Below are 25325 nucleotides of genomic sequence, written 5' to 3' on the forward strand. Positions count from 1 at the left end.
GGACCGTAAAGCTCTCATGAGCAAGTACGCCATCGTTGGCCTCTCCTGCCTGTTCCCAGGGGCGGAATCCCCTGCCGAGTTCTGGCAGAACCTCCGCACCGGGACGGACAACCGCGGTGAAGGGGGCGAGCAGATCTTCGGTCCCGGCCTCGACGCCAGGGACGCGGATCCACAGCACTCCGTCTACTGCACGCGCGGCGGCTTCGTCACCGAATTCGCCTTCGACCCGGAGGGCTACCTCCTCGACCCCGACCGCCTCTCCGGGCTCGACCGGATCTTCCACTGGTCCCTGCACGTGGCCCGGGAGGCGCTGCGCGACAGCGGGCAGCTGGACCGCCCCGGCGTCCTGGACCGCACCGGTCTGATCCTGGGCAACTACTCCTTCCCCACCCCGGCCTCCGCGGACGTCAGCGTCCCCCTGGTCCAGGAATCGGTCCTCGAGGGCCTGCGCCAGGCCGGGTACCCGGCGCTCGGCGCGCTCGCCGACGAGAGCCGGCGGATCGACCCGTCCCGGCTGCACCCCGAGAACCTCCGGGTGAGCGGCTCACCGGCCTCGGTCGCCGCGAGCGCGCTCGGACTGGGCGGCCCCCGCTACGCCTTGGATGCCGCCTGCTCCTCCGCGCTGTACGCGCTCAAGCTGGCATGCGACCATCTCGCCGCCGGCCAGGCCGATCTGGTGCTGGCCGGCGGCGTCTGCGCGCCCGACCCCACCCTGATCCATCTGTCGTTCTCCGACCTCCAGGCCTACCCCCGCGACGGCTTCAGCCAGCCCTTCGACAGCCGGTCCGGAGGCATCCTCACCGGCCAGGGCGCCGGGATGGTCGCGGTGAAGCGGCTGTCCGACGCGGTACGCGACGGGGACCGCGTCCACGCCGTCGTGGACGGCATCGGGCTGACGAACGACGGCAGTGGCCGCCATCTGCTCGTCCCGCAGGGAGGCGGACAGCTCCAGTCGTACGAGCAGGCCTACGCCGCCGCCGGTGTCGACCCGGCCACCGTGGACTACCTGGAGTGCCACGCGACCGGAACCCCCATCGGGGACGCCACCGAGGTGGACTCCGTCGCCGAGTTCTTCGGCGGAGCGGGCAGTGTGCCGCTGATCGGCTCGGTGAAGGGCAACATCGGCCATCTGCTCACCGTGGCGGGGCTCAGCAGCCTTCTCAAGGTCGTGCTGTCCATGGGCAACGGCCACATCCCGCCGACCATCGGTGTGAGCAGTCCCGTCACCTCGAAGGACGGACGGGTCGGCGAGGAGTCCCTCGTCCGCACCGGCCGCGCCTGGCCCGAGGGCGAGGGCCCCCGCCGGGGTGCGGTGTCCGCGTTCGGCTTCGGCGGGACCAACGCCCACGTGGTGCTCTCGGCGGCGGACACCGCCGCCGCGGCACCCGAGGACCCGGCCCCGGCCGATGTGCCCGCGCTCGACATCGTGGGCCTCGGCGCGCACTTCGGCCCGCTCGACTCCCTCGACGCCTTCGAGGAGGCGGTTCACCAAGGGGCCGGCGCCCTCGTCCCACTGCCCGAGCGCCGCTGGCGCGGCCTGGACCAGACGCGCGGGGGTTCGCTGGAGGCTGCCACCGGAGTCTCCCCCGGCATGGTGCCGAACGGCGCGTTCGTCGACGGCCTCGGCATCGACCCCGTCGACCTCAAGATCCCCCCGGCCGACCTGCGCACGTACAACCTCCAGCACGCCCTGGTCACGAAGGTCGCCGACGAGGCCCTGCGGGACGCGGGGTTCAGCCGTGCCACGGCTGAGGGGCGGAGCGCGCCCGACCCCCGGCGCATCGCGGTGGTGATCGGGATGGAGATCGAGCCGATGACCCACCTGCGGCTCACCCGCCGCAATCTGGGCGCCTTCGTCCGCGAGGAGTTCGCCCGGGCCGGGGTCGCGGTGGACGAGGAACAGCTCGCCGCCATGAGCGCGGCCGGCCGGGACGCGGTCGTGGACCCCATCGTCGCCAACGAGGTGCTGAGCTTCATCGGCAACATCATGGCCAGCCGTATCTCCTCCCTCTGGAACCTCACCGGCCCCTCCTTCACCGTCTCCTCCGACGGCTCGGGTACCGCCGAGGCCCTGGAGGTCGCCCGGCTGCTGCTGCTCGACCCCAGCATCGAGGCGGTCCTCGTCGGAGCGGTCGACCTGGCGGGCTCGGCGGAGAACCTGCTGCTCCGCCCGGACGTGGTGGGCGAGGCCGGGCTGACCTTCGGCGAAGGCTCCCGCGGCCGGCGCATCGGCGAGGGCGCGGGCGCGGTCGTCGTCACCCGGCCGGACGAGCGGGAACGTCCCGCCTACGCCCGGCTCGACGCGGTCGCCATCCGCCATGCCGCCCCGGTGGACGGCGTGGTGCCGGAAGCTGACGCGGCGACGCTCGCGGCGGCGGCCCAGGAGGCCCTCGCCGCCGCGGGCGTCACCGCGGGCGACATCGGCTATCTGGAGGCGCACGCGGGCGGCACCGGCGCCCAGGACCGGGCCGAGATCGCCGCCCTGGCCAGCGTCTATCCGGCCGGCGGCGACGGAGTGGCCCTCGGCAGCGCCAAGGCCGTCATCGGCGACGCCGGGTGCGCGGCCACCATGGCCGGGCTCATCCGGGCCGTCCTGTGCCTGCACCACGGGTATCTCCCCGGCACCAGCGGCTGGACCCGTCCCGCCGCCGAACTCGCCGAGCCCTTCGGCGCGTCCGCGCTGTTCGTCCCCACGGAGTCGCAGCCATGGCTGCGCCGGAACAAGGGGGCGCGCAGGTACGCCGCCGTCGACTTCCTCGGCGCATCCGGTGCGCACGGGCACCTCGTGCTCTCCGCCGACGCCACGCGTGGCCGGGTCGTCCCGGCCGACTGGCGGCGGGCCGGCGGGCCCGTCGTACTGCCGCTGTCGGCGAACTCGCTCGAGGCGCTGCTCGGCGCGGTCGAACGGCATACGGAGCTGGTGGCCGAGACCGACCCGTACGCGCTCGCCCGGCAGGCCGCCCGCGAGCTGACGGACGGCGGGCTGCGGGTGGTACTCGTCGGCCAGGACCGTGACGAACTGCTGGCCCAGCTCAGACTCGCCGCACGCGATCTCGCCGGTGTGCACGCCGACGGCGGCGAATGGGCCACCCCGGCAGGCAGCTACTTCACGGCACGGCCCATCGGCCCCGACGGCAAGGTCGCCCTGGTCTACCCGGGTGCGTTCAACTCCTACCCGGGGCTGGGCCAGGACTTCTTCCGCGCCTTCCCCGGCCTGCTGGACCGGTTCGAGGAGGATGCGACGCAGCCCGAGCGCCAGCTGCGCGCCACCTCGCTCTACCCCCGCAGCCAGGTCGCCCTGGGCCGCCGCGAGCTGATGGGGCTGGAGGCCGGTCTCGGCGAGGACGTGCCCTTCATGCTCGCCACCGGCACCAACTTCGCCATCCTGTACACGGATCTGGTGCGCGAGGTGCTCGGCGTCCGGCCGCACGGCGCGTTCGGCTACAGCCTCGGCGAGTCGAGCATGCTCTTCGCGACCGGCGGCTGGCAGACCGGCGGCCGCCGCGACGACCTGATCAGCGACACGCCGATCTTCAAGGACCGGCTGTGCGGGCCCCGCCGCACCGTGCGCGAGCTGTGGAAGCTGCCGGACTCCGTCCCCGACGCGTCGTTGTGGGCCAGCCATGTGCTGCTCACCGACGCCGACTCGGTGCGTGCGGTACTGCCCCGCTACGACCGGGTCCACCTCACCCACATCAACACCCCGGCCGAACTGGTCGTCGCGGGCGACCCGGACCAGTGCCGCGCGCTCGTGAAGGAGCTCGGCTGCCCCGCGGCGCGCTCGCCTGTCAACGTCGTCATGCACTGCCCGGTCGTGGACGCCGAACTGGACGGTCTCGCGGGGCTGAACGACTACCCCACGGGCTCGTTCGGCGACCTGGAGCTGTTCAGCGCGTACGACTACGAGGCTCTGCCGGTCCTGGAGCGGGAGGAGATCGCCCGTCGTATCGCCTGGACCCTGCGGTCGACGATCGACTTCGCCCGGCTGGTACGCGACGCTCACGACCGGGGGTTCCGCTACTTCATCGAGGTCGGACCCGGCGCGACCTGCTCGCGCTGGATCCACGACACGCTGGGGGACGCCCCGCACGCCGCGGTTCCCGTGGACCGGCGCGGCGTCTCCACCGCCAGGTCGGTCGCCCGGCTCGTGGCCCGGCTGATCGGCAACGGCCTGCACCTGGACCTGTCGGCGCTGCTGGAATCGCCGTCGACCGCCACGCAGAACGCCCGAGCCCATCGCTTCCGTGTGGGCGGCGGTGACCCGGTCCCGGCACGCGTGGCCCGGAGCATCGCCGCGACGGCGTCCGCGGGTGCGGCCGCGGACGCCGTCCCAGCCGTCCCCGCCGCCGCGCTCGCCGCCTCGGCGGCGTCCGCCTCACCCGCCGCCGCTCCGGGCTCCGGCCCGGCGGCCCCCGGCACCGCTGCCACGGGGGGAGACCCCGACGGCCGGGCCACCGCGGGTCCCGGCACGCCCCGCCCCACCGCCCCGTCCGCCCCCGTACCGTCCGTACCGCCGGAGGACTCCGCCATGCCTGCCGATCCGACTCTCGCCGACGCGGAGGTCATCACCTTCGACGGCGACCCGATCTCCTTCCTCCCCTGGGCGCCCGCACCGCACGAGGGCACCGCCCCGTCGGCCCCCGGCGGGGCCGACGCCCCGCCTCCCTCGCCCGTCCCGGCACGCCCCGAGGCGGCCGCGCCGGCCGCCCCGGCCACCGGGGCCGACGGTTCGCCCGCTCCCGCCGCCGACCTGGTGCGGGACATCCGCCGGCAGATGGTCGCCACGCACTCCGTCGTGATGGAGACTCAGCGCATCCTCCAGGGCGCGACGCTCTCCCGGATCGAGTCGCTGCTGGACGGCGACGCCACGGCCCCCGCTGTCCCGGCCCCGTCGCCGGTCCTTCCGGCGCCCCTCCCCGCGGCGGCTCCCACGGCCGCGCTGCCCCCGGCCGCCCCCGCCCCTGCCCCCGCCGGCCCTCCGGAGCCCGCGGCCGGGCAGCGCGAGGTCAAGGAGGGCGTGATCTGGGACGAGGCCGATCTGCTGGAGTTCGCGGTCGGTTCCGTGGCCAAGGTCTTCGGGCCCGAGTTCGGCGTCGTCGACGGGTACGACAAGCGGGTCAGGCTGCCCGCCCCGCCTTACCACTTCGTCTCCCGCGTCACCGCGCTCGACGGCGTCACCGGCGAGTTCAAGCCCGCCACGATCACCACCGAGTACGACGTTCCCGAGGACGCCTGGTACGCCGTGGACGGCGGTGTGCCGCCGGCCGTCACCGTCGAGGCGGGCCAGTGCGACCTGCTGCTCGTCAGCTATCTGGGCATCGACTTCCGCAACAAGGGCGAGCGGGTCTACCGCCTCCTGGACAGCACCCTGATCTTCCGCGGGAACCTGCCCCGGACCGGCCAGACCCTGCGGTACGACATCTCCATCGACCGCTTCGTGCACCAGGGCGACACGACGCTCTTCTTCTTCAGCTACCGGTGCTACGCCGACGGTGAGCTGATCCTCGAACTGCACGACGCCTGCGCCGGGTTCTTCAGCAAGGAAGAACTCGCCACCCCGCTCGGCGTCGTGATGACCGACAAGGAGAAGGCGGCCCGCGCGGCCCTGCCCAAGGGCTACTTCAAGCCTCTCGCGTACACCGACAAGAACCACCTCACCCCCGAGGACCTGGAGGTTCTGTCCCAGGGCCGCCCCGGCGACGTATTCGGCCCGGACCACGCCCAGGACGCGGGCGTCAATCCGGCGATCCGGCTGCCCGACGCCAAGCTGCGGATGATCGACGAGGTGGTCATCGACCGCAAGGGCGGCCCGCGCGGCCTCGGCACCCTCAGCGCCGTCAAACGCCTGGAGCCGGACGCCTGGTACTTCACCTGCCACTTCCCGGACGACCATGTGCTCGCCGGCTCGCTGGTGGCCGAGGGTGCGGTGCAGCTGCTCCAGATCTACCTGATGCACCAGGGCATGCACCTCACGCTGCCGGACGCGCGGTTCCAGTGCGTCACCGACGTACCGATCGAGGTGCAGGTACGCGGCCAGATCACCCAGGCGCACCAGGAGATCCGGTACGAGGTCGAGGTCATGGAGCTCACGCTCCTGCCCCGGGCCACGGTCATCGCCGACGTGCTCATCTACCTGGGCGACCTGCCGGTCATCCGGATGAAGGGGCTCGGTCTCCAGGTCCGGGAGAAGGAGGGCACGCCCTACCGTCCCGAGATCGGCGGCGTCCCGCAGTTCCTCGGCCGCCGCAACCGCGACGGCGAGGCCGCGATGATCAACGAGATGCACCTGGCCCACGCGGCCAAGGGGCTGCTGGACGTCGCGATGGGCCCGGAGTTCGAGGTCTACCGCGACAGCCGTGCCCCGTACATCCCGAACGGCGACTTCCAGTTCGTCGACCGGGTGATGTCCCTCAAGGGCACCCGCGGCGATCTGCGCAGCCCCGGCTCGGAGATGGTCACCGAGTACGACTCCCCGGAGGACGCCTGGTACTACGAGGAGAACGCCCACCCGCACATGCCGAACGCGGTCTACATGGAGAGCTCGCTCCAGGCCGCGATCTTCCTCGGCTACTACCTCGGCGCAACACTGGAGTCGCCCGAGGAGCAGTACGCGATCCGTAACCTCGACGGCCGGGCGACCCTGGTCAAGGACGTCGATCTGCGCGGCAAGACCATCCGCCACCACTCCAAGCTCCTCATGACGAGCGCGGTCTCCGGCGCGGTGCTCCAGAACTTCAGTTACGAACTCTCCGCGGACGGCGAGGTGTTCTACGTCGGGGAGTCGCTCTTCGGCTACTTCAGCGACGCCGCCCTGGCCAATCAGGTGGGCCTGGACGCCGGGAAGTACGTCGCCCCCTGGATCGAGGCTCAGAAGCCGTCCGCCGACCGCGTCCGCCGCATCGAGCTCGGCGCCGACGCACCCGCCTACACCGACCCCACCGGCGGCCATCTGCACCTGGCCGGGGGCCGGTTCGCCCTGGTGGACCGGGTCGACCTGGTCGCCGACGGCGGCCGGCACGGCCAGGGCTATCTGCACGGTCACCGCATGATCCGGCCGGACGAGTGGTACTTCGACTGCCACTTCCACCGTGACCCGGTGATGCCCGGATCGCTCGGCGTCGAGGCGATCCTCCAGGCGATGCGGCTCTTCGTGCTGGAGGAGAAGCTCGCCGAGGGCATCGAGCGGCCCCGCTTCGCGATGGCCACCGGGGTCGAGACGGCCTGGAAGTACCGCGGCCAGATTCTCCGCGACGACCGGGAACTCCGGTTCGACGTGCACATCAAGGAGATCCGCCGCGAGGACGGCCGGCTGCTCGTCATCGCCGACGCGGACCTGTCGAAGCCGGGCCTGCGCATCTACGAACTCACCGATGTGGCCATCGAGGTCCGTTCCGCCGACGCCTGACGGCCCGACCAGCGCTCCCTGATCCGGCCCGATCGACAAGACACCTCCTAGGAGCTTCGTTCGCCATGCCACTTCACGACACTCCTCTCCGGTGGTCCGGAGAGCGGTACCCCAGCACGGACGCGGCGGGGATCTACAACGCCCTCGCCGACCTGGACCAGCCCTGTTTCATCGTCGTCACCCCGCAAGGAATCGGCGCCGTCTCCGGCGGCTCCGTGGTCTCCGGCGCCGACGCCACCGGATGGCCGCTGCTCACCGCCGTCCAGCCGCTGCCGCCGCAGCGGCTGGGGTCGGCCGCCTTCCTCGCCGCCCACGGAGTGCGCAGCCCGTACATGGCCGGCGCCATGGCGGGCGGCATCGCCTCGGCCGACATGGTCGTCTCCCTCGCCCGGGAGGGGTTCCTCGCCTCCTACGGGGCAGCCGGCCTGCTGCCCGGGACGATCGAGAAGGCGCTCGGCAGGTTCGCCGTCGAGATCCCCGGCCTGCCGTACGCGGTCAACCTCATCCACAGCCCCAGTGAGGACCGGCTGGAGCGGGAGGCCGTGGAGCTCTTCCTGCGCCACGGCGTGCGCTGCGTCGAGGCGTCCGCCTATCTCAACCTCACCCCGCACGTGGTCCGCTACCGGCTGGCCGGACTCCGCCGGGAACCGGACGGCTCCGTCGTCGCCGACAACCGGGTGATCGCCAAGATCTCCCGGACCGAGACCGCCGAGCGTTTCATGCGTCCCGCGCCCGCGACCCTGGTCACCTCCCTGCTGGAGCAGGGGCTGATCACCCAGGAGCAGGCCTCGCTCGCCCACCATGTGCCGCTGGCCGACGACATCACCGTGGAGGCCGACTCCGGCGGCCACACCGACCGCCGTCCGCTGCCCGCACTGCTGCCGACGATCCTGCGGCTGCGCGACACCGTGCAGCGCGAGCACCGCTACACGGTGCCGATCCGGGTGGGCGCGGGAGGCGGGCTCGGCACTCCCGTCGCGGTCTCCGCCGCCTTCGCCATGGGAGCCGCGTACGTGGTGACCGGTTCGGTGAACCAGTCGTGCCTGGAGTCGGGGGCGTCCACCGCCTCCAAGGCGATGCTCGCGGAGGCGGGGATCGCCGACTGCGACATGGCCCCCGCGGCCGACATGTTCGAGATGGGAGTGGAGCTCCAGGTCCTGAAGAAGGGCACGCTCTTCCCGATGCGGGCCAAGAAGCTCTACCAGCTCTACCAGGCCCACGACAGCATCGAGGCGATCCCGGCCGCCGAACGCGCCAAGCTGGAGCAGCAGGTCTTCCGGCGTCCGCTGGAGGACGTCTGGCAGGAGTGCGTGGGGTACTTCGAGAAACGCGACCCGGAGCAGCTCGCCCGCGCGGCGGGCAGTCCCAAGCGGCGGATGGCGCTCGTCTTCCGGTGGTACCTGGGCATGTCCTCGCGCTGGGCCGTCACCGGCGACGCCGACCGGACGATGGACTACCAGGTCTGGTGCGGCCCGGCGATGGGAAGCTTCAACGACTGGGTGACCGGCAGCTATCTGAAGACGCCGGGCAACCGGCGCGTGGCCGACGTGGCCCACCACCTGATGCTGGGCGCGGCCTTCCACACCCGTCTCGCCCAGCTACGCAACGCCGGCGTGCGGATTCCGGCAGGGGTCGGCGACTACCGTCCCGTACCGCTGGAGGCTCCGGCCGACGGCACCCCGGCAGGTCTGCGATGAGCGCGGCGCTGACTCCGGAGCGGCTCGAGGAGCTGCTCGGCGATCCCGGCGACGACACCCTGCCGTACGGCTTCGCCGCCGCGGTCGCCCGCGACGAGGGCGACGAGTTCCCCACCGCGCTGTGCGAGGCGCTCGTCGGCGCCGGGTTCCACCTGGCCTACCTGCCGCCGGAGTGGGGCGGCACGTTCCGGTCGTTCGACCGCAGCCTCACCCTGGTGCGGTGTGCGGCCCGCCGGGACGTCAGCATCATGCCGGGCACGATGTTCAGCATCATCGCCGCGACCTGCCTCCAGCTGCACGGCTCGCCCGCGCAGCAGGAGCGGGCGGCCAAGATCCTGCGCGGCGGCGGCGCGGTGGCCTTCGCGCTCACCGAGGCGGAGCACGGCAGCGATCTGCTGGCGGGCGAGGTGCGGCTGTCCGACGGGGTGCTGGACGGCGAGAAGTGGATGGTCGGCCTGGGGATGCGCTGCGAGGCGGTCTATGTGGTCGCCCGCACCGGAGGCCGGGGGCCGGCCGCTTTCTCGGCCGTGCTGCTGGACGTGGCGGCGGTGGAGCCCGGACAGCTGGAACGGGTTCCGGCCGTGCGCACCGGCGGGATGCGCGGCATCGATCTGGCCCGGATGCGCTTCACCGGGCTGCGGGTGCCGGAGGACGCGCTCGTCGGCAGGACCGGCGAGGGTCTCGAGGCGGCGGTGAAGGCGCAGCAGGCGGTACGGCTGATGAGCATGGCCGGCAGCCTGGGCATAGCCGACAGCGCGGTGCGCCTCGCCCTGGACTTCGCCGCCGCCCGCAAGGTCGGCCGCACCCTGCTCACCGATTCCCCCCACCCCCGGCGCGAGCTGGCTGTCGCCTCGGCGGCCCTCCTGGCGGCGGACGTGGTGGCGACGAGCGCGGCCCGTGGGGTCCATGTGCTGCCCGAGGTGTTCAGCGTCTGGGCCCCGGTCGCCAAGCATGTGGTGGCGGAGTCCTGCGACGAACTGATCCGCCGCTGCGGCACGGTCCTCGCGACCCGCTCGGTGCTGCGGGAGGGGGAGCGCGGCTCCGGGCTCTTCCAGAAACTCCAGCGGGACTCGGGAGTCGTCCGGGTCATCGACTCCAGCACCCTGGCCAACCTGCGGTCGTACGCGGGGCAGCTGCCGACACTGACGGTGGCCGGCGCCTCGTCCGACGTCCAGGCCCTGACCACGGTCTTCGCTCTCGGCGCGGACCTTCCGGCGTACGAGCCGTCCCGGCTCGACATGTTCGCCCGGGGCTCCGACCCGGTCCTCGCCGGGCTCGGGGCCGTGCTCGCGGAGGTGACCGGGAGCGTGGCGGAAGAGGACGACGTGACGGGTGAGCTGCTGCGCCGCCTGGCCACCGCCGCCGACGGGCTCGGGGAGCTGACGCGCGCCGCGCAGCAGCGCGACGCCGATCCCAACGCCCTGGTGGACGCGGCCGAGCGGTACGCGTGGCTGCACGCCGCCGCCGCCTGCGTCCACCTGTGGCACGCCAATCAGGACCGTTCGCTGTACGGCACGAAGCCCGGCTCCACGGGCTGGCTGGGCGCCGTGCTCGGCTATCTCCTCGCCCGCGCCGACGGCGTGGACCCCCGGCGTCACGGCGCCGCCCTGATCCCCGCCCTGGACGCCGTCGCGGCGCTGCGGGAGTCCGGACAGCTCTTCTCCGCCCTGCCCGTCACGCTGGCGCCGACCCGACAGGAGCCCCATGTCCAAGGCTGATCTCACCGCACTGGCTGCGGAGTTGGAGCAGTACCTCGGCGACCCGTCCGACGACGGCAGCCGGATGTCCTTCCGCCGGATCATGGACCACGACGAGCACGAGGAGTACCCCTTCGGCTTCGTCGGCCAGCTGCGCCGCTGGGGCACACACGAGTACTCCCTGCCCGCGGAACAGGGCGGCCGGGCCGGCAATGTGGAGACCGGCTTCAACCTGATGCGCCTGGTCGCCCGCCGGGACTGTACGACCGCCACCTGCCTGGTGATCACCAACCTCAGCTTCATGCCGCTGTGGATCGCGGGCACCGAGGAGCAGAAGAGCTCTGCCATCGCCGCGATGAAGCGGGGCGGAGGCCTGTCCTGGGGGCTGTCCGAGCGCGACCACGGCAGCGACCTGATCGCCAACGAGATGGCCGCCGTCAAGGTCGACGGCGGCTACGAACTGACCGGGGAGAAGTGGCTGATCGGCAACGCCACCGTCGCCGACACGATGGTGGTGTACGCGCGGACCGGCCGCCGCAACGGACCCGGTGCGTACTCCGTCTTCATCGTCGACAAGTGGCAGCTGGCGGCCGGGACCGTCGAGGAACTGCCCAGCGAGAAGCTGCACGGGCTGCGGGCTCTCGACCTCAGCGGGGTGCGCCTGGACCGCGCCTTCGTGCCGGACAGCGCGCTGCTCGGGGCCGAGGGCCAGGGGCTGGAGATCGCGCTCAAGGCCACGCAGGTGGCGCGCAGCGTGATCGGCAGCCTGCCGCTCTCGGCGGTCGACACCGGACTGCGGCTGACCCTGGACTTCACCGAGGGGCGGGTGATCTTCGGTACCGCGGTCAGCGACGTGCCCTACAGCCGTCGGCAGCTGACCGAGGTGTTCGCCGACCTGATGGTCGCCGACGCGATGAGCCTGGGAGCGGTGCGCTGCCTCCAGGCCGCGCCGGAGCAGATCAGTGTGTGGTCGTCGGTGGTGAAGTACCTCGTGCCGACCCTGCTGGAGAAGAGCATGTCCCAGCTGAACACCGTTCTCGGGGCGCGGTTCTTCCTCCGCGACCACCCGCACTACGGCCCGTACCAGAAGATGCTGCGCGACCTGCTGGTGGCCAACATCGCCGACGGAAACACCGTGGTGAACCTCCGTAACCTCGGCCAGCAGCTCGACGGGCTGCTGAACACGGTCCGCGAAGCGCCGGCCGAGACCCGGACGGCGGCCGCCGAACGCGCGGCGGTGCTGTTCGGCATGGACCGGGAGCTTCCGCCGTACGAGCCGTGGAAGCAGGAGCTGTTCAGCCGGGGCGCGGACGACGCGCTCCTGGCCGCGCCCGACGGCGTGCGCCGGCTGCGGGAGATCGCCGCGGCGGCCGGGGGCCCCGAACGGGAGCGGCTGGAGCGGGCGGCCGATGCGGCCGAGGAGCTGCTGGGCCGGACGGCTGCGCTGTCCGACCGGGCCGCCGCGCTCAAGGCGGAGCTGGGACGGGCCTACGGGCACTCGGCGGAACTGTTCGAACTGTCCAAGGAGTACTGCCTGTTGCACGCGGTCGCGGCCTGTGTGCTCACCTTCGTCCACTCGCACGGGGCGTCCGATGCCCCGCTGCCGAGCGGCGCGCTGCTGCTGCTGATGCTGGAGCGGCTGCGCCGCCACGTCCACCCGGTCGAGCAGATCACGGATCAGACCGACATCGACGAGGTGATGGCGGTGCTGCGCGGGCTGCACCAGCAGGACAAGCTCTTCTCGCACTGGCAGTTCGCGCTCGCCAAGCGGTCCGGCGTCCCCGCCGCCGCCCGCCGCTGAGAACCGAAAGGGCGCCGGCCATGCCGTCCGATCCCGCCTTCCTGTGGCTGCTGCCCGAGCACGCGGTGGACCGCTTCGCCGCCGCGCTCGGCGGTACCCGGCTGCTCACCTCCGGAGAACGGGCGGCTCTCGGCCGACGGCTGACCCCGGGGGCCGCGCGGCGCTATCTGGGAGCGCGGCTGCTGTGCCGCTACGCCCTCAGCGCACGGGTGCCCCGGCCCCTGGAGCACTGGCGTTTCACGACCGGCGAGCACGGCCGGCCGGAGCCGCTCCCCGACGGGGAGGGCCTGCGGTTCAACCTCTCGCACACCGAGGGGCTGATCGCCTGCGTCGTCACCCGGGGTCGGGGGTGCGGGGTCGACGTCGGCCCCGACCCCGCACCCGCCGGGCTGGTGACCTGGCTGGAGCCCCGGCTCGCCCCCGCCGAACGGGCCGAGCTGGCCGCTTCGGCCCCCGGTGTGCGAAACGCCGTCGCCGGGGAGCTGTGGGTGCTCAAGGAGGCCTATCTCAAGGCTCTGGGCACCGGTCTGACCCGGGACCTGGGCGGTTTCGCGTTCGGACCGCGCGGAAGCGGCCGGATCCGCGTGCACGACCGCGATCGGCGTCGGCCGCCGGACGCCGCGGCCCGCTGGTGGTTCGACCTGCTCCGCCCCGCACCCGGCTACCTCGTGGCCGTCGCCGCCGAGGACGGCCACCCGGAGGATCTCCGCCGTATCGACCTCGCCCCCCTCTCGCCCCTGGACCTGCCGCACGCGGGCCCCTCGCCCCTGGACCTCTCGCACGCGGACCTCTCGTCCGTCTGAGACCGACCACGAAGGACACTTCCATGTCACAGCCCACCCGCCCCCGCGTGGCTATCGTCGGAGCCGGTGTCGCCGGACTCTCGGCCGCGTACCACCTGCGCGACCGCGCCCGGATCACGATCTTCGAGCGGGAGGACCGCCTGGGCGGTCACGCCAACACGGTCGAGGTCGTGGAGAACGGCCGCACCCTCGGCATCGACACCGCCTTCGTCGTGTTCAACCGCCCCGCCTACACCAACCTCTGCGAGTTCTTCGAGGAGTTGGGCGTCGACACCGTCAAGCACCGCGGCGCCTTCAACTTCTTCGACCGGAACAGCGGTCTGGAGTACGGGACCAAGGAACTCGACATGAGCGAGGAGGAGGTGTCCGCCCGTTACTCCGAGGAGTTCCTGACCATCTGGCGTGAGGCGCGGCGTTTCCACACCGAGGGGCGCAAGGACTTCGTCCGCAAGAAGGCCGACATCCCCCTCGGCGAGTACCTGGACCGGGGCGGCTACAGCCAGGCGTTCCGCCACTCGTACGTGATCCTGCTGTGCTCGGCGGTGTGGTCGATTCCCGCCGAGCTGATCTGGCAGATGCCCGCCAGCACCGCGATCGCGTTCTTCATGGGGCACGACGAGGGCGGGCTCGGCGGCCGCGAGGTGGACTGGCGGACGGTCGGGGGCGGTTCCATCTCCTATGTGCGCAAGGCGCTGGCCGCGATCGGCCCGGAGATCCGGTCCGGGGAGCCGGTGACCGCGATCCACCAGGACGGCGACGGGGCCACCGTGACCACTGCGCAGGGGTCCGAGCGGTTCGACTACGTGGTCGTCGGCGCGCACGCCGACGAGGCGCTCGCCATGCTGGACAACCCCACCGAGCGGCAGACCGCGGTGCTCTCCAAGGTGGCGTACAACGGCTCGTCGGTCATCCTGCACACCGACCCGTCCGTGGTGCCGGCCGACCGGGAACGCTGGGAGGCGTGGAACTACGGCAAGGTCGAGGTCGACGGGCAGCCGAAGACCTATGTGGCCTATTACATGAACAAACTGCACGGATTCACCGCCGAGAAGGACTATTTCGTCACCCTCGACTACCCGGGCGAGGTGGACCCGGCGACCGTCATCGCCGAATTCCCCTACAGCCACCCCATCATCGACGTGGCGGTCCGCGAACTACAGAAGGACATCTACGACGTCAATGACGGCACCCGCGTGAAGCTGTGCGGTTCCTATTTCCACGCCAAGCGCCACGGCGTGGACCAGATAGGTTCGCACGAGGCCGGATACTCCTCCGGAATGGATGTAGCGGCCCGGATCATCAGCGAACTCTGACCGATCCGCCCCGGCCGAGGGGTCGTACGAAACGTCCCGGAGAATCCTTGAAGGATTCTCCGGGACGTTTCTCTACGACCTCACACTCTGCCGGTGTACAGCTCCCGGCCGCTGAGGAGGTCGGTCAGAAACCCGAGGGCCGAGCGTTCCGCCGGCCCGTCCGCCCGCTCGACGTGCCGGACCGCGAACCGGTGGGGGCGCGCCGCCTCGCGGCCGGCCGGCGATCGGAGCGGCAGGGGCGCGATGGGCGCCCCCGCCCCCGCGGCGGACAGCTCGGGGGACTGCGCGCCGATCTGTTCGAGGCGGGCGCTCAGCAGCGGGGTGTGCCCGTGGGCCGCGGTGAGCCGCTGCCGGGCCTCGGTGTAGACGCCGATCGCCTCCCCGCCCCGGCCGGAGCGGCACAGGGCCAGCATCAGCTGGTCGTGGAAGCGTTCGCACAGCGGGTGGGCGACGGTGGCCTGCCGCAGTTCCGGCAGGACGTCCTCGTGCCGGAGGGAGCTCAGGGCCGCGTCGAAGAGGAGTTCCAGCGCCCGCCGTCGCACGTCCTGGAGCTGTTCGGCGAGGGCCGCGCCGAGGGGCCCGTGCGGGCCCTCGCCCTCCAGGACGGCCCCGCGCCACAGCGGGAGGGCCTTGCGCAGAATTCCGTACGCTTCCTCGGGAGCTGTCCGGCACCGGCCCTGGGCCCGGGAGACGGCGAGGCAGAAGCGGCCGCTGTCCGTCTCCGCCGGGGACACCCGCAGCATGAGCCCGTCGGCCCCGGTGACCAGACGAGCCTGCCCGCCCCTCGCCCTCTCCGCCGTTTCCACGGTCTTCCGCAGCCCCGAGAAATGGGCGTTGAGGGCGTTGCGTGCCTGTTTCGGCGCCTGCCCGCCCCAGATCTCTCGCATCAGCTCCTCCCTCGGTACGAAGGAATTCGGCCGTGCGATCAGCGCTCCGAGCAGCCGTTTCTGTTTGGGGCTGGTCAGTGGCGTTCGAAGGCGGCGCTCCTCATCGAAAAGATCGGGCGGGCCCAGAATCCTGAACTGCATTCCCATGCCTCCCCACATGCGGTGGATGATGTCCGCCGTGTGCATTCACCCGCGAGAAGACCATTTCCGCGCACGGGGAAACATGAGGGATTGCCACTCACTTCACATGCGACTCACCCGGCCCGTTCCCCGGAAAGCGGAGAGGCAGGCGGAAGGAAGGTGAGTACCGGCCACTCAGGCGCCGGACCCCACCGCCGTGCTGCCATGGGGCCGGACGCTTCGGGGCTGCCCGCAGCTCACGGCCGGGGCGTCAGCTGCGATGGCGGACCGTCGACTCCGCCTCCTGCGCGAGCCGGCGCAGGGCCAGCAGCGCGGGCTCCAGCAGAACGGTCAGCAGGACGGCTCGCTCCGCCTTCTCCAGCGGGTCGTCCGGCCCCTGGAGCTGGTCCAGGTCGAGCGTGGCCGTCTGCTCGGCCAGCGCCGCGTAGGGCAGCAGCGTGCGCCAGCTGTATTCCATGCCGAGGGAGTTGAGCGTATGCAGGGTCTGGGTGAGGGTCTCCCGGGCGGGGTTGTGCTCGGAGACGGTCCATCCCATCTCCGCGATCAGGGCGTCGACGTCGCCGGCACCCCCGCCCGGCGCCTCGTCCGGCGCCCGGGCGGGGGTGTCGCCCTCGGCGGGCGGCCGGATACCGAAGACCAGTCCCAGCAGCTCGTGCGTGTCGGCCTTGCCCTCGTTGACGACGTCCAGGACGTCCTTGGCCGCGCTCACGGTCAGCCCCCGCACTCCTATGAGAGCCCGGATCAGCCGCAGGCGGCGTACATGGACCTCGCCGTACTCCGCCTGGGTCGCGGCGGTGGCGCGCCCCGGCGGCAGCAGCCCTTCCCGCAGGTAGTACTTGATCGTCGCGGTGGCCACACCGCTGCGGCGGCTCAGCTCGGAAATTCTCACGCGGATTCGGCTCCCCACTGGCGACTAGGCAGTACCACTGTCTAATATAGATACCGCCACTCACCAACTGTGATGCGAGGATACCGTGCCGACTCTTCCCTGGACGACGCCGAACCCGGCCCGGCCCGACACCACCGCCTTCGTCATGGCTTCACGCCTGGAGGTGAAGTCCCGCAAACACACCCCGCGCTTCTTCCTGAAGTCGCTTTCCGCCTGGGGCCAGGTGCGCAAGGCGCCGGGAGCCCTCGGAGCCTCCCTGGAGGCCCAGCTGCTGAAGGGCGTCTTCTACACACTCTCCGCCTGGGAGGACAAGGACGCGCTCTACACCTACGCGCGGACAGAGCCTCACAAGAGCGTCATGACCGGACTGCGCTCCGTGATGGGCTCGTCGACGTTCACCTTCTGGGAGGTGCCGGTGGCCCAGCTGCCCATCACCTGGGAGGACGCCAAGCGGCACATCGAGGCGCAGGCGCGCCAGGACGCCGTACAAGGCGGCGGGCGCGCCTGACCCACTTGTCTCCCGGTCCAGGGCCTCCCCCGCCTCTGGACCGGGGCTCAGCCGCGCTTCGGGCGCTTGCGGGCGGAGGCCTTGCGGGCCGCCGGGTTGCCGGTGCGGGTCGAGCGGCGCTTCTCGAACTGGGCGCGGGCCTTCTCGTACTCGGTGCGGCGCAGCTTCTCGCCCGGGGCCTCGGTGAGCGAGCGGACGAAGTAGGCGAGGAGCGAGCCGATGAAGCCGATGGACTTCAGGCCGCGCAGGGCGTCCTCGCGGGACGGGTCCTCGGGGCGGGCGCCGAAGCTCTCCCAGGTCTTGCGGAACGCGATGGCGCTACAGATCGAGAACATCGCGATGACCAGCATCCCGATGAACCCGCCGACCTCCGCGATCTCCAGCCCCTCGTAGGCGAAGCGCAGGACGAAGCAGGCGGCGACGGCGGCGGCCAGGGAGCCGACGGCGACGCCGGCGCGGCGGAGCCCGTAACCGCCGTCGTGGTCGACCCACGTCGTGCCGAAGAAGCGGATCGGCTCGGGCTGCGGCCCCGGGGCCGTGCCGGGCGGGGTGCCGGGGGCTGCGCTGTTCTCGCTCACGGGGTCGATTATCCCCCGCCGCCCCCAGTACCCCGGGCGGTGCCGTCAGTCGCAGCGCGGTGCGATGTAGCCGTCACGCCCCGTGTAGACGTAGGCGTCCGAGACGAACTGGCCGTTGGCGATGTTGTCCCAGAGGTTCGACGTGCCGTACGGGCCGGTGACCCGCTCCCCCGGCTTCTGGCAGTAGATCGGGATCTTCTGGCCGTACGGCAGGGTCCGGACGATGCGGTAGCTGGTGCCCGGTCCGGTGCGGACGTTGACCCGGTAGCCCGGGGCGATCGGGTAGCGGGTGCCGGACGCGGTGGTCTCGATCTCCCCCGCCGCCGACACGTTCTCCGCGGTCGCCGTCGCCTCGGCCGCCGCCTGGTCCTGCGTGTGCTCTTCAACGCCCATGTGGGACTCCCCCGTTGAGATGTCGCGTACGCACCTGTGCGTACGACGCGCAGGCTAGCAAGCCCCGTGCCTCTCGCACGCACCATCGACTAGGCTCCGTGCGTCGCATGCGCGTGAACACACGGGGGTGGTCGATGCCGCCGCTGCGAGAGCCCGGAGCGCATCCGGAAGCGGAGTTTCCGCAGTACGCCGGCGCCTACCGACTCGATGCCTGTCTGGGCTCGGGCGGCATGGGGGTCGTGCATCTGGCGCGCTCGGCCTCGGGGATGCAGCTCGCGGTGAAGGTCGTGCACGCGCCGTATGCGGCGGATCCCGAGTTCAGGGCGCGGTTCCGGCAGGAGGTGGCGGCCGCGCGGCGGGTGAGCGGGGCGTTCACCGCGCCCGTCGTCGACGCCGATCCGGAGGCCGAACGGCCGTGGATGGCCACCCTTTACGTCCCCGGGCCCACGCTCGCCGAGCAGGTGAAGCGGAACGGTCCGATGGCCCCCGCCGCGCTGCGCAGGCTGGTCGCCGGTCTGGCCGAGGCGCTGCGGGACATCCACCGGGCGGGCGTGATCCACCGCGACCTCAAGCCGAGCAACGTGCTGCTGACCGACGGGGGCCCGAAGGTCATCGACTTCGGGATCTCACGGCCGTACGACAGTGATCTGCGCACCGAGACCGGCAAGCTGATCGGGTCGCCGCCCTACATGGCTCCCGAGCAGTTCCAGCGGCCGCGCGAGGTGGGGCCGCCGGTCGACGTGTTCGCGCTGGGGGCCGTGATCGTCCACGCGGCGACGGGCCGGGGGCCGTTCGACTCGGACAGCCCGTACATCGTGGCGTACCAGGTGGTGCACGATCAGCCGGATCTGGGCGGGGTGCCCGAGGAGCTGGCCCCGCTGGTCGCCCGGTGCCTGGCGAAGGACCCGGCCGACCGGCCGACGCCGGACGAGGTGATGGCGGCGCTGGGGCCCCCGTCGTACGAGGCGGCGGCGTTCGTACCGGCGCAGCGGCGGCGGGCGGTGGTCGCGGCGGCGGTGCCGGACGGGGAGCGGGACGGTTCGGAGGAGGACACGCATGTGCGGGCCGCGCCGCCGGTGCGCCGCCGGTGGCTGCCGCGCGCCCGGCTGGTCGTGGCGGCGGCGGTGCTTCTGCTGGTGGCGGGTGCGGGGGCGGGGGCGTACGCCGTGTGGGGCGGGGGCGGAGGCCGTACGGAGGGGAGTCGGCCCGGGCCGGAAGCGGAGGCGGGCGGGCCCAAGGGCGGGCCTGAGGACGGGGGTGCCGTCGCTCCTTGGCGTACCGAGCTGCGGGCCTCCGGGAGCGGCACGCCCGTCTGTGCCGGGGCCGGGGCCGGAGGCGCGCTGTACTGCTCGGTGGCCGGGACCGGCACAGTCAGGATCGATCCGGCGGACGGGCGTGTGGTCTGGACGGCCCGGTCCTCCGCGGACGGTGCCGCCCACGCTCCGATCGTGTCGGGCGCGGTCGTGCTGGCCGGCGGTCCGGACGGGAAGCTGCGCGCGTTCGACCCGGTGAAGGGGACCGCCGTCCGGGACACCTCGCTGTCGGCAAGCCCCGGGGCGGCGTTCCCGGCGGGCGACACGCTGCTGGCCGTCGCGGACGACGGGACGGTGACGGCGCTGGACGGGGCGAGCGGGGCGTCCCGCTGGAAGAAGCGGCTGGCGGGGCATGTCCGGCCGGACTTCGCGCTGTACGACGGTGGGTCCGGGCTCGCCTACGCCTTCGAACACGCGCCCTCGGGTGCGTCGACGCTCGTGACGGCGGTGGACGCGGGGAGCGGCCGGGCGGCTTGGCAGCGGCGGCTGGACGGGGTGCTGACGCCGGTGTCCACGGCCGGGGCGGGGGAGCTGGTGCTGACGGCGATGGACGAGAACTCGGACACGGCCGAGCTGGTCCGGTACGCGCCCGCGTCGGGTGTCGCCGCCACGCGTATCGCGTTGCCCTTCACGTTGGACGGGCCGCAGGTGGTGATGGCCGGGGATGTCGCGTATCTGCTGGGGCGGGGCGGGTCGCTGCTGGCCGTCGACACGGGGGCGGGCGGCGGTGCGAAGACGGACGCGGAGCTGTGGCGGCTGGAGACCGGGGTGGGGCGGGCGTCCGCTCCGGTGCTCGGGGAGGGCGGCCACCTGTACTTCTCCGCGGCGGACGGGCGGTTGCTGGCGGTGGATACGGGGCGGGGGACGCTGGTGGGGCAGACGCGGGCACGGCTGAGCGGGGGGAAGCTGACGTATGCGTCGGATCTGCCTGCGCCGGTGGTGGCGGGGCGGGTGGTGGTGGGGACGGCGCCGGACGGGTCGGTGTTCGCGGTGGACGGGGCGGAGCCGGGGGGCTGGTGAGGCGGTCCGGGTTTCCGGGGCGCTGCCCCGGACCGCGCTCCTCAATCGCCGGAGGGCTTGAATTGGTTGCCCGGAGACGCGGAAAGCGTTGGCCTCTCCACCGGAAGTGCCGGTGGAGAGGCCCGAATGCTCACCGGAGCGGCTGGTGAGGCCGGTCCGCCGCCGGGTTCCCGGGGCTCCGCCCCGGACCCCGCTCCTCAATCGCCGGAGGGGCTTGAATTTTGCCCGGGCGGCAGCCGCGTCAGCCGAGCTTCGAGATGTCGCGGACCGCTCCCCGGTCCGCGCTCGTCGCCATCGCCGCGTAGGCGCGCAGCGCGGCCGAGACCTTGCGGTCGCGGTTCTTCGGGGCGTACACCCCGTTCAGCGCCTCCCGGCGGCTCGTCAGTTCGGCCTCGTCGACGAGCAGTTCGATCGAGCGGTTCGGGATGTCGATACGGATGCGGTCGCCGTCCTCGACGAGCGCGATCGTGCCGCCGGAGGCCGCCTCGGGCGAGGCGTGGCCGATGGAGAGGCCCGACGTGCCGCCGGAGAAGCGGCCGTCGGTGACCAGGGCGCAGACCTTGCCCAGACCCCGGCCCTTGAGGAAGGACGTGGGGTAGAGCATCTCCTGCATACCGGGGCCGCCGCGCGGGCCCTCGTAACGGATGACGACGACGTCGCCCGGCTCGATCTCCTTGCGGAGGATCTTGTCGACGGCCTCGTCCTGCGATTCGCAGACGACGGCCGGACCCTCGAAGGTCCAGATCGACTCGTCGACGCCGGCGGTCTTCACGACACAGCCGTCCTCAGCGAGGTTGCCCTTGAGGACGGCGAGGCCGCCGTCCTTGGAGTAGGCGTGCTCGACGTCGCGGATGCAGCCGCCCGCCGCGTCCAGGTCGAGGGTGTCCCACCGCTCGGACTGCGAGAAGGCGGTGGCCGAGCGGACACAGCCGGGGGCCGCGTGCCACAGCTCGACGGCCTCGGCGGACGGGGAGCCGCCGCGGACGTCCCAGGTCTTCAGCCACTCGGCGAGGGTGTCGGAGTGCACCGAGTGCACGTCCTCGTTGAGCAGACCGCCGCGGTGGAGTTCGCCGAGGAGGGCGGGGATACCGCCGGCGCGGTGCACGTCCTCCATGTAGTACGTGCCGCCGGGGGCGACGTTCGGGGCGACCTTGGCGAGGCACGGGACGCGGCGCGAGACGGCGTCGATGTCGGCCAGGTCGTAGGCCAGCTCGGCCTCCTGCGCGGCGGCCAGCAGGTGCAGGATCGTGTTGGTCGAGCCGCCCATGGCGATGTCCAGCGCCATCGCGTTGTCGAACGCGGCGCGGGTGCCGATGGAGCGCGGCAGGACCGTCGCATCGTCCTGCTCGTAGTACCGCTTGGTGATCTCGACGATCGTGCGGCCGGCCTCCTCGTACAGCGCCTTGCGGGCGGTGTGGGTGGCGAGGACCGAGCCGTTGCCGGGGAGGGAGAGGCCGAGGGCCTCGGTCAGGCAGTTCATGGAGTTGGCGGTGAACATGCCGGAACAGCTGCCGCAGGTGGGGCAGGCGTTCTCCTCGATACGGAGGATGTCCTCGTCCGAGATCGACTCATCGACCGCGTCGCTGATCGCGTTGACCAGGTCGAGTTTTCGCACGGTCCCGTCGACGAGGGTGGCTTTGCCGGCCTCCATCGGGCCGCCGGAGACGAAGACCGTCGGGATGTTGAGGCGCATCGCGGCGTTCAGCATGCCCGGGGTGATCTTGTCGCAGTTGGAGATGCAGATCAGGGCGTCCGCGCAGTGCGCCTCGACCATGTACTCCACGGAGTCCGCGATCAGGTCGCGGGAGGGCAGGCTGTAGAGCATGCCGCCGTGGCCCATCGCGATGCCGTCGTCCACGGCGATCGTGTTGAACTCGCGCGGGACCGCGCCCGCCGCCTGGATCGCCTCGGAGACGATCCGGCCGACCGGGGCGAGGTGGGTGTGGCCGGGGACGAACTCGGTGAACGAGTTGGCGACGGCGATGATCGGCTTGCCGATGTCCGCGCTCGCTACGCCCGACGCGCGCATAAGGGCGCGCGCGCCCGCCATGTTGCGTCCGTGGGTGACCGTGCGGGACCTCAGCTGGGGCATCGTCGCTCGCTCCTTCGGCAGGTGGACTGCCTCCGACAGTTAAAGAAAAGGCTGTCTTCGAGCGTACGCCCCGAATCCAAGATCTGGACAGGCGGTCCGGAATGCGGGACATGGTGGTCGCTGGGTGGTCACCCCGTCCCGCCGCTTCAGCCCTCGCCCAAGTATCTCTGGAGCGTGGGCGCCACCATCGCGACGATCTCCTCCGGGTCGGCGGAGGCGAGCGGCTCGGCGCGGACCACGTACCGCAGCATCGCGATGCCCAGCATGTGGGAGGCGGCCAGCTCGGCGCGGAAGGTGGGGTCCGGTACGTCCAGCTCGGCCGCGATCCGCTCCAGCAGCCGGCGCAGCACGAAGTCGCGCAGGACGGTCGCGGCCGCCTCGTGGGTGACCGCCGAGCGCAGGATCGCCAGCAGGGGCGTCCGGGTGCCGGGGTCCTCCCACACGGAGAGGAAGAAGCGCGCCAGCCGCTCCCCCAGGTGCTCCGGCGGGCCGCCGAGCACGGTGGGGATGACCAGGGCGGGCTCGAAGGTGACCTCGACGGCCGCCGCGAAGACCTCGTCCTTCGTACCGAAGTAGTGGTGGACGAGGGCCGCGTCGACCCCGGCGGCCTTGGCGATGCCCCGGATCGACGTCTTGTCGTAGCCGCGTTCGGCGAACTCCGTACGGGCCGCCTCCAGGATGCGTGTCCGGGCGTCGGGGCCCTCGGCCGCGGCCTTGCGGGAGGGCCGGCCCCGGCGGCGCGGGGCGGGAGCGTCGTCGGTCATGGGCGCTCCGGAGTCACGGGCAGCGGGTCGGGTTCCGCGGTCACGGGCAGCGGATCGCGTCCCTCGGTCACGGGCGGTGGATCTTCGGGGACGGGTCGGGGGCGGCGGACGTGGCCAGGTGGAGGCGGGTGAACGCCAGCGCCTCCGCCAGATCGGCCTCGCGTTCGGCGGAGGACATCGCGCGCCGGGTATTGACCTCGATGACGACATGGCCGTCGAACCCCGTACGCGCCAGGCGCTCCAGCAGCTCCGCGCACGGCTGGTCGCCCCGGCCCGGCACCAGGTGCTCGTCCTTCGCCGAGCCCTTGCCGTCGGCGAGGTGGACGTGGGCGAGCCGGTCGCCCATCCGGTCCACCATGGCGAGCGCCTCGGTGCGGGCGGTCGCGGTGTGCGAGAGGTCGACCGTGAAGTGCCGGTAGTCGTCGTTGGTGACGTCCCAGTCGGGGGCGTACGCGAGCATCTCGCGGTCCCGGTAGCGCCAGGGGTACATGTTCTCGACGGCGAACCGGACGTCCGTCTCACCGGCCATCCGCCAGATCCCGGTCACGAAGTCGCGGGAGTAGTTGCGCTGCCAACGGAACGGGGGGTGCACCACGACGGTGGAGGCGCCGAGCTTCTCGGCGGCCGCCTTCGCCCGCTGGAGCTTGACCCAGGGGTCGGTGGACCAGACGCGCTGGGTGATCAGGAGGCAGGGGGCGTGGACCGCCAGGATCGGCACCCGGTGGTAGTCGGAGAGCCGGCGCAGGGCCTCGATGTCCTGGCTGACGGGGTCGGTCCAGACCATGACCTCGACGCCGTCGTACCCCAGGCGCGCGGCGATCTCGAAGGCCGTCGCCGTGGACTCGGGGTAGACCGAGGCCGTCGACAGGGCGACCTTCGCATCGGGGATGCGCACCACTGGTTCTGCCACCTGGACAGCGTACGGGCAGTGATGCGCCACTCCGAGTGGTCCTGGCCGAAAGTGATCAGGGCCATGGCCCGTGACCGTACGTCACCGAAGTGGCGCGTCCCGTACGGTCCCGCCTCACCTCGACCGGCTCGCCTCACCTCACCCGGGCAGGGCGGCCCGTTCCACCGGGAGGTGGTCCAGGCGGCGCAGGATGACGCCCTCGCGCAGGGCCCAGGGGCAGATCTCCAGCTCCTCGACGCCGAACAGGTCCATCGCCCCCTCGGCCACCAGCGCCCCGGCGAGCAGCTGGGCGGCCCGGCCCTCGGAGACTCCGGGGAGCCGGCCGCGCTCCTCGACGGTCATCGCGGCCAGCTTGGGGACCCACTCCTCCAGCGCCTTGCGGCTCAGCGAGCGCTGGACGTACAGGCCCTCGGTGGAGCGGGCGGCTCCGGCGATCCGGGCGAGCTGCTTGAACGTCTTGGAGGTGGCGACGACGTGGTCGGGGCGGCCGGCCCGGGCGAACTCGCCGACCGTCCGCGCGATACTGGCCCGTACGTGCCGGCGCAGCGCCCTGACCTGTTCGGGGCCGGCCGGGTCGTCCGGCAGCCAGGCGCCGGTGAGGCGGCCCGCGCCGAGCGGCAGGGAGACGGCGGTGTCGGGTTCCTCGTCGATACCGAAGGCGATCTCCAGCGAGCCGCCGCCGATGTCCAGGACCAGCAGCTTCCCCGCCGACCAGCCGAACCAGCGGCGGGCGGCCAGGAAGGTCAGCCGGGCCTCCTCCTCGCCGCTGAGGACGGCGAGGTCGACGCCGGTCTCGACCCGTACGCGCTCCAGCACCTCGTCCGCGTTGGTGGCCTCGCGCACCGCGGAGGTGGCGAACGGCAGCACGTCCTCGCACCCCTTGTCCTCGGCGGCCTGGACGGCTCCGGCGATCGTCGCCACGAGCCGGTCGATACCCAGGGGGCCGATCGCGCCGGTCCCGTCGAGGAGTTCGGCGAGCCGGAGCTCGGCCTTGTGCGAGTGCGCGGGCAGCGGGCGGGCGCCGGGGTGGGCGTCGACCACCAGCAGATGAACCGTGTTCGATCCCACGTCGAGGACTCCGAGTCTCATACGGGAACGCTACTGCGCCGCGCGA

General features: G+C 72.3%; 16 protein-coding genes. 8 read left to right on the plus strand and 8 right to left on the minus strand.

Annotation, left to right across the window (positions count from 1 at the left end; translation table 11 throughout):
- Positions 1 to 16 precede the first annotated feature (16 nt).
- The 6 genes from A3Q37_RS17120 to A3Q37_RS17145 all read left to right on the plus strand — a co-directional run bounded on the left by A3Q37_RS17120 (position 17) and on the right by A3Q37_RS17145 (position 14716).
- Entirely contained in the window at positions 17 to 7405 is a 7389-nt protein-coding gene (locus A3Q37_RS17120; RefSeq protein WP_065485309.1) for a beta-ketoacyl synthase N-terminal-like domain-containing protein, read from the plus strand.
- 65 nt (positions 7406 to 7470) lie between these two features.
- A complete protein-coding gene (locus tag A3Q37_RS17125; protein ID WP_065485311.1) occupies positions 7471 to 9102 on the plus strand; it encodes a PfaD family polyunsaturated fatty acid/polyketide biosynthesis protein in 1632 nt (543 codons plus the stop codon).
- Positions 9099 to 10820, plus strand: a complete 1722-nt coding sequence (locus A3Q37_RS17130) for an acyl-CoA dehydrogenase family protein (RefSeq protein WP_065485313.1) — start codon at positions 9099 to 9101, stop codon at positions 10818 to 10820. Before A3Q37_RS17125 ends, A3Q37_RS17130 begins: the two co-directional genes overlap by 4 nt.
- Entirely contained in the window at positions 10807 to 12600 is a 1794-nt protein-coding gene (locus tag A3Q37_RS17135; RefSeq protein WP_065485316.1) for an acyl-CoA dehydrogenase family protein, read from the plus strand. The genes A3Q37_RS17130 and A3Q37_RS17135 overlap by 14 nt, the downstream gene beginning before the upstream one ends.
- A 20-nt stretch (positions 12601 to 12620) precedes the next feature.
- Positions 12621 to 13403: a 4'-phosphopantetheinyl transferase superfamily protein gene (locus A3Q37_RS17140; RefSeq protein ID WP_065485318.1), complete on the plus strand. Its 783-nt coding sequence runs from the start codon at positions 12621 to 12623 to the stop codon at positions 13401 to 13403.
- Positions 13404 to 13426: 23 nt separating this feature from the next.
- Entirely contained in the window at positions 13427 to 14716 is a 1290-nt protein-coding gene (locus A3Q37_RS17145; protein ID WP_065485320.1) for an NAD(P)/FAD-dependent oxidoreductase, read from the plus strand.
- A gap of 80 nt (positions 14717 to 14796) precedes the next feature.
- Here A3Q37_RS17145 and A3Q37_RS17150 read toward each other — a convergent pair whose 3' ends face one another.
- Positions 14797 to 15789: an AfsR/SARP family transcriptional regulator gene (locus A3Q37_RS17150; protein WP_065485322.1), complete on the minus strand. Its 993-nt coding sequence runs from the start codon at positions 15787 to 15789 to the stop codon at positions 14797 to 14799.
- Positions 15790 to 15994: 205 nt separating this feature from the next.
- On the minus strand, positions 15995 to 16633 hold the full coding sequence (locus A3Q37_RS17155; RefSeq protein WP_065485324.1) for a MerR family transcriptional regulator: 639 nt from the start codon (positions 16631 to 16633) through the stop codon (positions 15995 to 15997).
- An 85-nt stretch (positions 16634 to 16718) separates the two neighbouring features.
- Here A3Q37_RS17155 and A3Q37_RS17160 point away from each other — a divergent pair, with 85 nt between their 5' ends.
- Positions 16719 to 17141, plus strand: a complete 423-nt coding sequence (locus A3Q37_RS17160; RefSeq protein ID WP_065485327.1) for a DUF3291 domain-containing protein — start codon at positions 16719 to 16721, stop codon at positions 17139 to 17141.
- A 47-nt stretch (positions 17142 to 17188) separates the two neighbouring features.
- On the opposite strand, the gene A3Q37_RS17165 is transcribed toward A3Q37_RS17160, so the two are convergent.
- Complete coding sequence (locus tag A3Q37_RS17165; protein ID WP_065485329.1) at positions 17189 to 17719, minus strand: hypothetical protein; 531 nt, start codon at positions 17717 to 17719, stop codon at positions 17189 to 17191.
- Positions 17720 to 17764: 45 nt separating this feature from the next.
- The gene (locus tag A3Q37_RS17170) at positions 17765 to 18112 is read right to left on the minus strand and encodes an SH3 domain-containing protein (RefSeq protein WP_065485331.1); all 348 of its coding nucleotides are present in this window, start codon (positions 18110 to 18112) and stop codon (positions 17765 to 17767) included.
- Positions 18113 to 18246: 134 nt separating this feature from the next.
- On the opposite strand from A3Q37_RS17170, the gene A3Q37_RS17175 reads away from it, so the two are divergent.
- On the plus strand, positions 18247 to 20445 hold the full coding sequence (locus A3Q37_RS17175; protein ID WP_065485333.1) for a protein kinase domain-containing protein: 2199 nt from the start codon (positions 18247 to 18249) through the stop codon (positions 20443 to 20445).
- Between the two features lie 241 nt (positions 20446 to 20686).
- Here the strand turns inward: A3Q37_RS17175 and ilvD are convergent, their stop codons facing one another.
- The 4 genes from ilvD to A3Q37_RS17195 form a co-directional block, all read right to left on the minus strand.
- A complete protein-coding gene (gene ilvD / locus A3Q37_RS17180) occupies positions 20687 to 22537 on the minus strand; it encodes a dihydroxy-acid dehydratase (protein ID WP_065485335.1) in 1851 nt (616 codons plus the stop codon).
- A gap of 146 nt (positions 22538 to 22683) precedes the next feature.
- Entirely contained in the window at positions 22684 to 23301 is a 618-nt protein-coding gene (locus A3Q37_RS17185) for a TetR/AcrR family transcriptional regulator (protein WP_065485337.1), read from the minus strand.
- A 67-nt stretch (positions 23302 to 23368) separates the two neighbouring features.
- On the minus strand, positions 23369 to 24199 hold the full coding sequence (locus A3Q37_RS17190) for a sugar phosphate isomerase/epimerase (protein ID WP_065485339.1): 831 nt from the start codon (positions 24197 to 24199) through the stop codon (positions 23369 to 23371).
- A gap of 150 nt (positions 24200 to 24349) precedes the next feature.
- Positions 24350 to 25300 (minus strand): Ppx/GppA phosphatase family protein, encoded by a 951-nt coding sequence (locus A3Q37_RS17195; protein ID WP_065485341.1) that lies wholly within the window; start codon positions 25298 to 25300, stop codon positions 24350 to 24352.
- Between the last annotated feature and the right edge of the window lie 25 nt (positions 25301 to 25325).

Origin of the sequence: Streptomyces sp. PTY087I2 (assembly GCF_001687325.1) — a bacterium.
Taxonomy (GTDB): Bacteria; Actinomycetota; Actinomycetes; order Streptomycetales; family Streptomycetaceae; genus Streptomyces.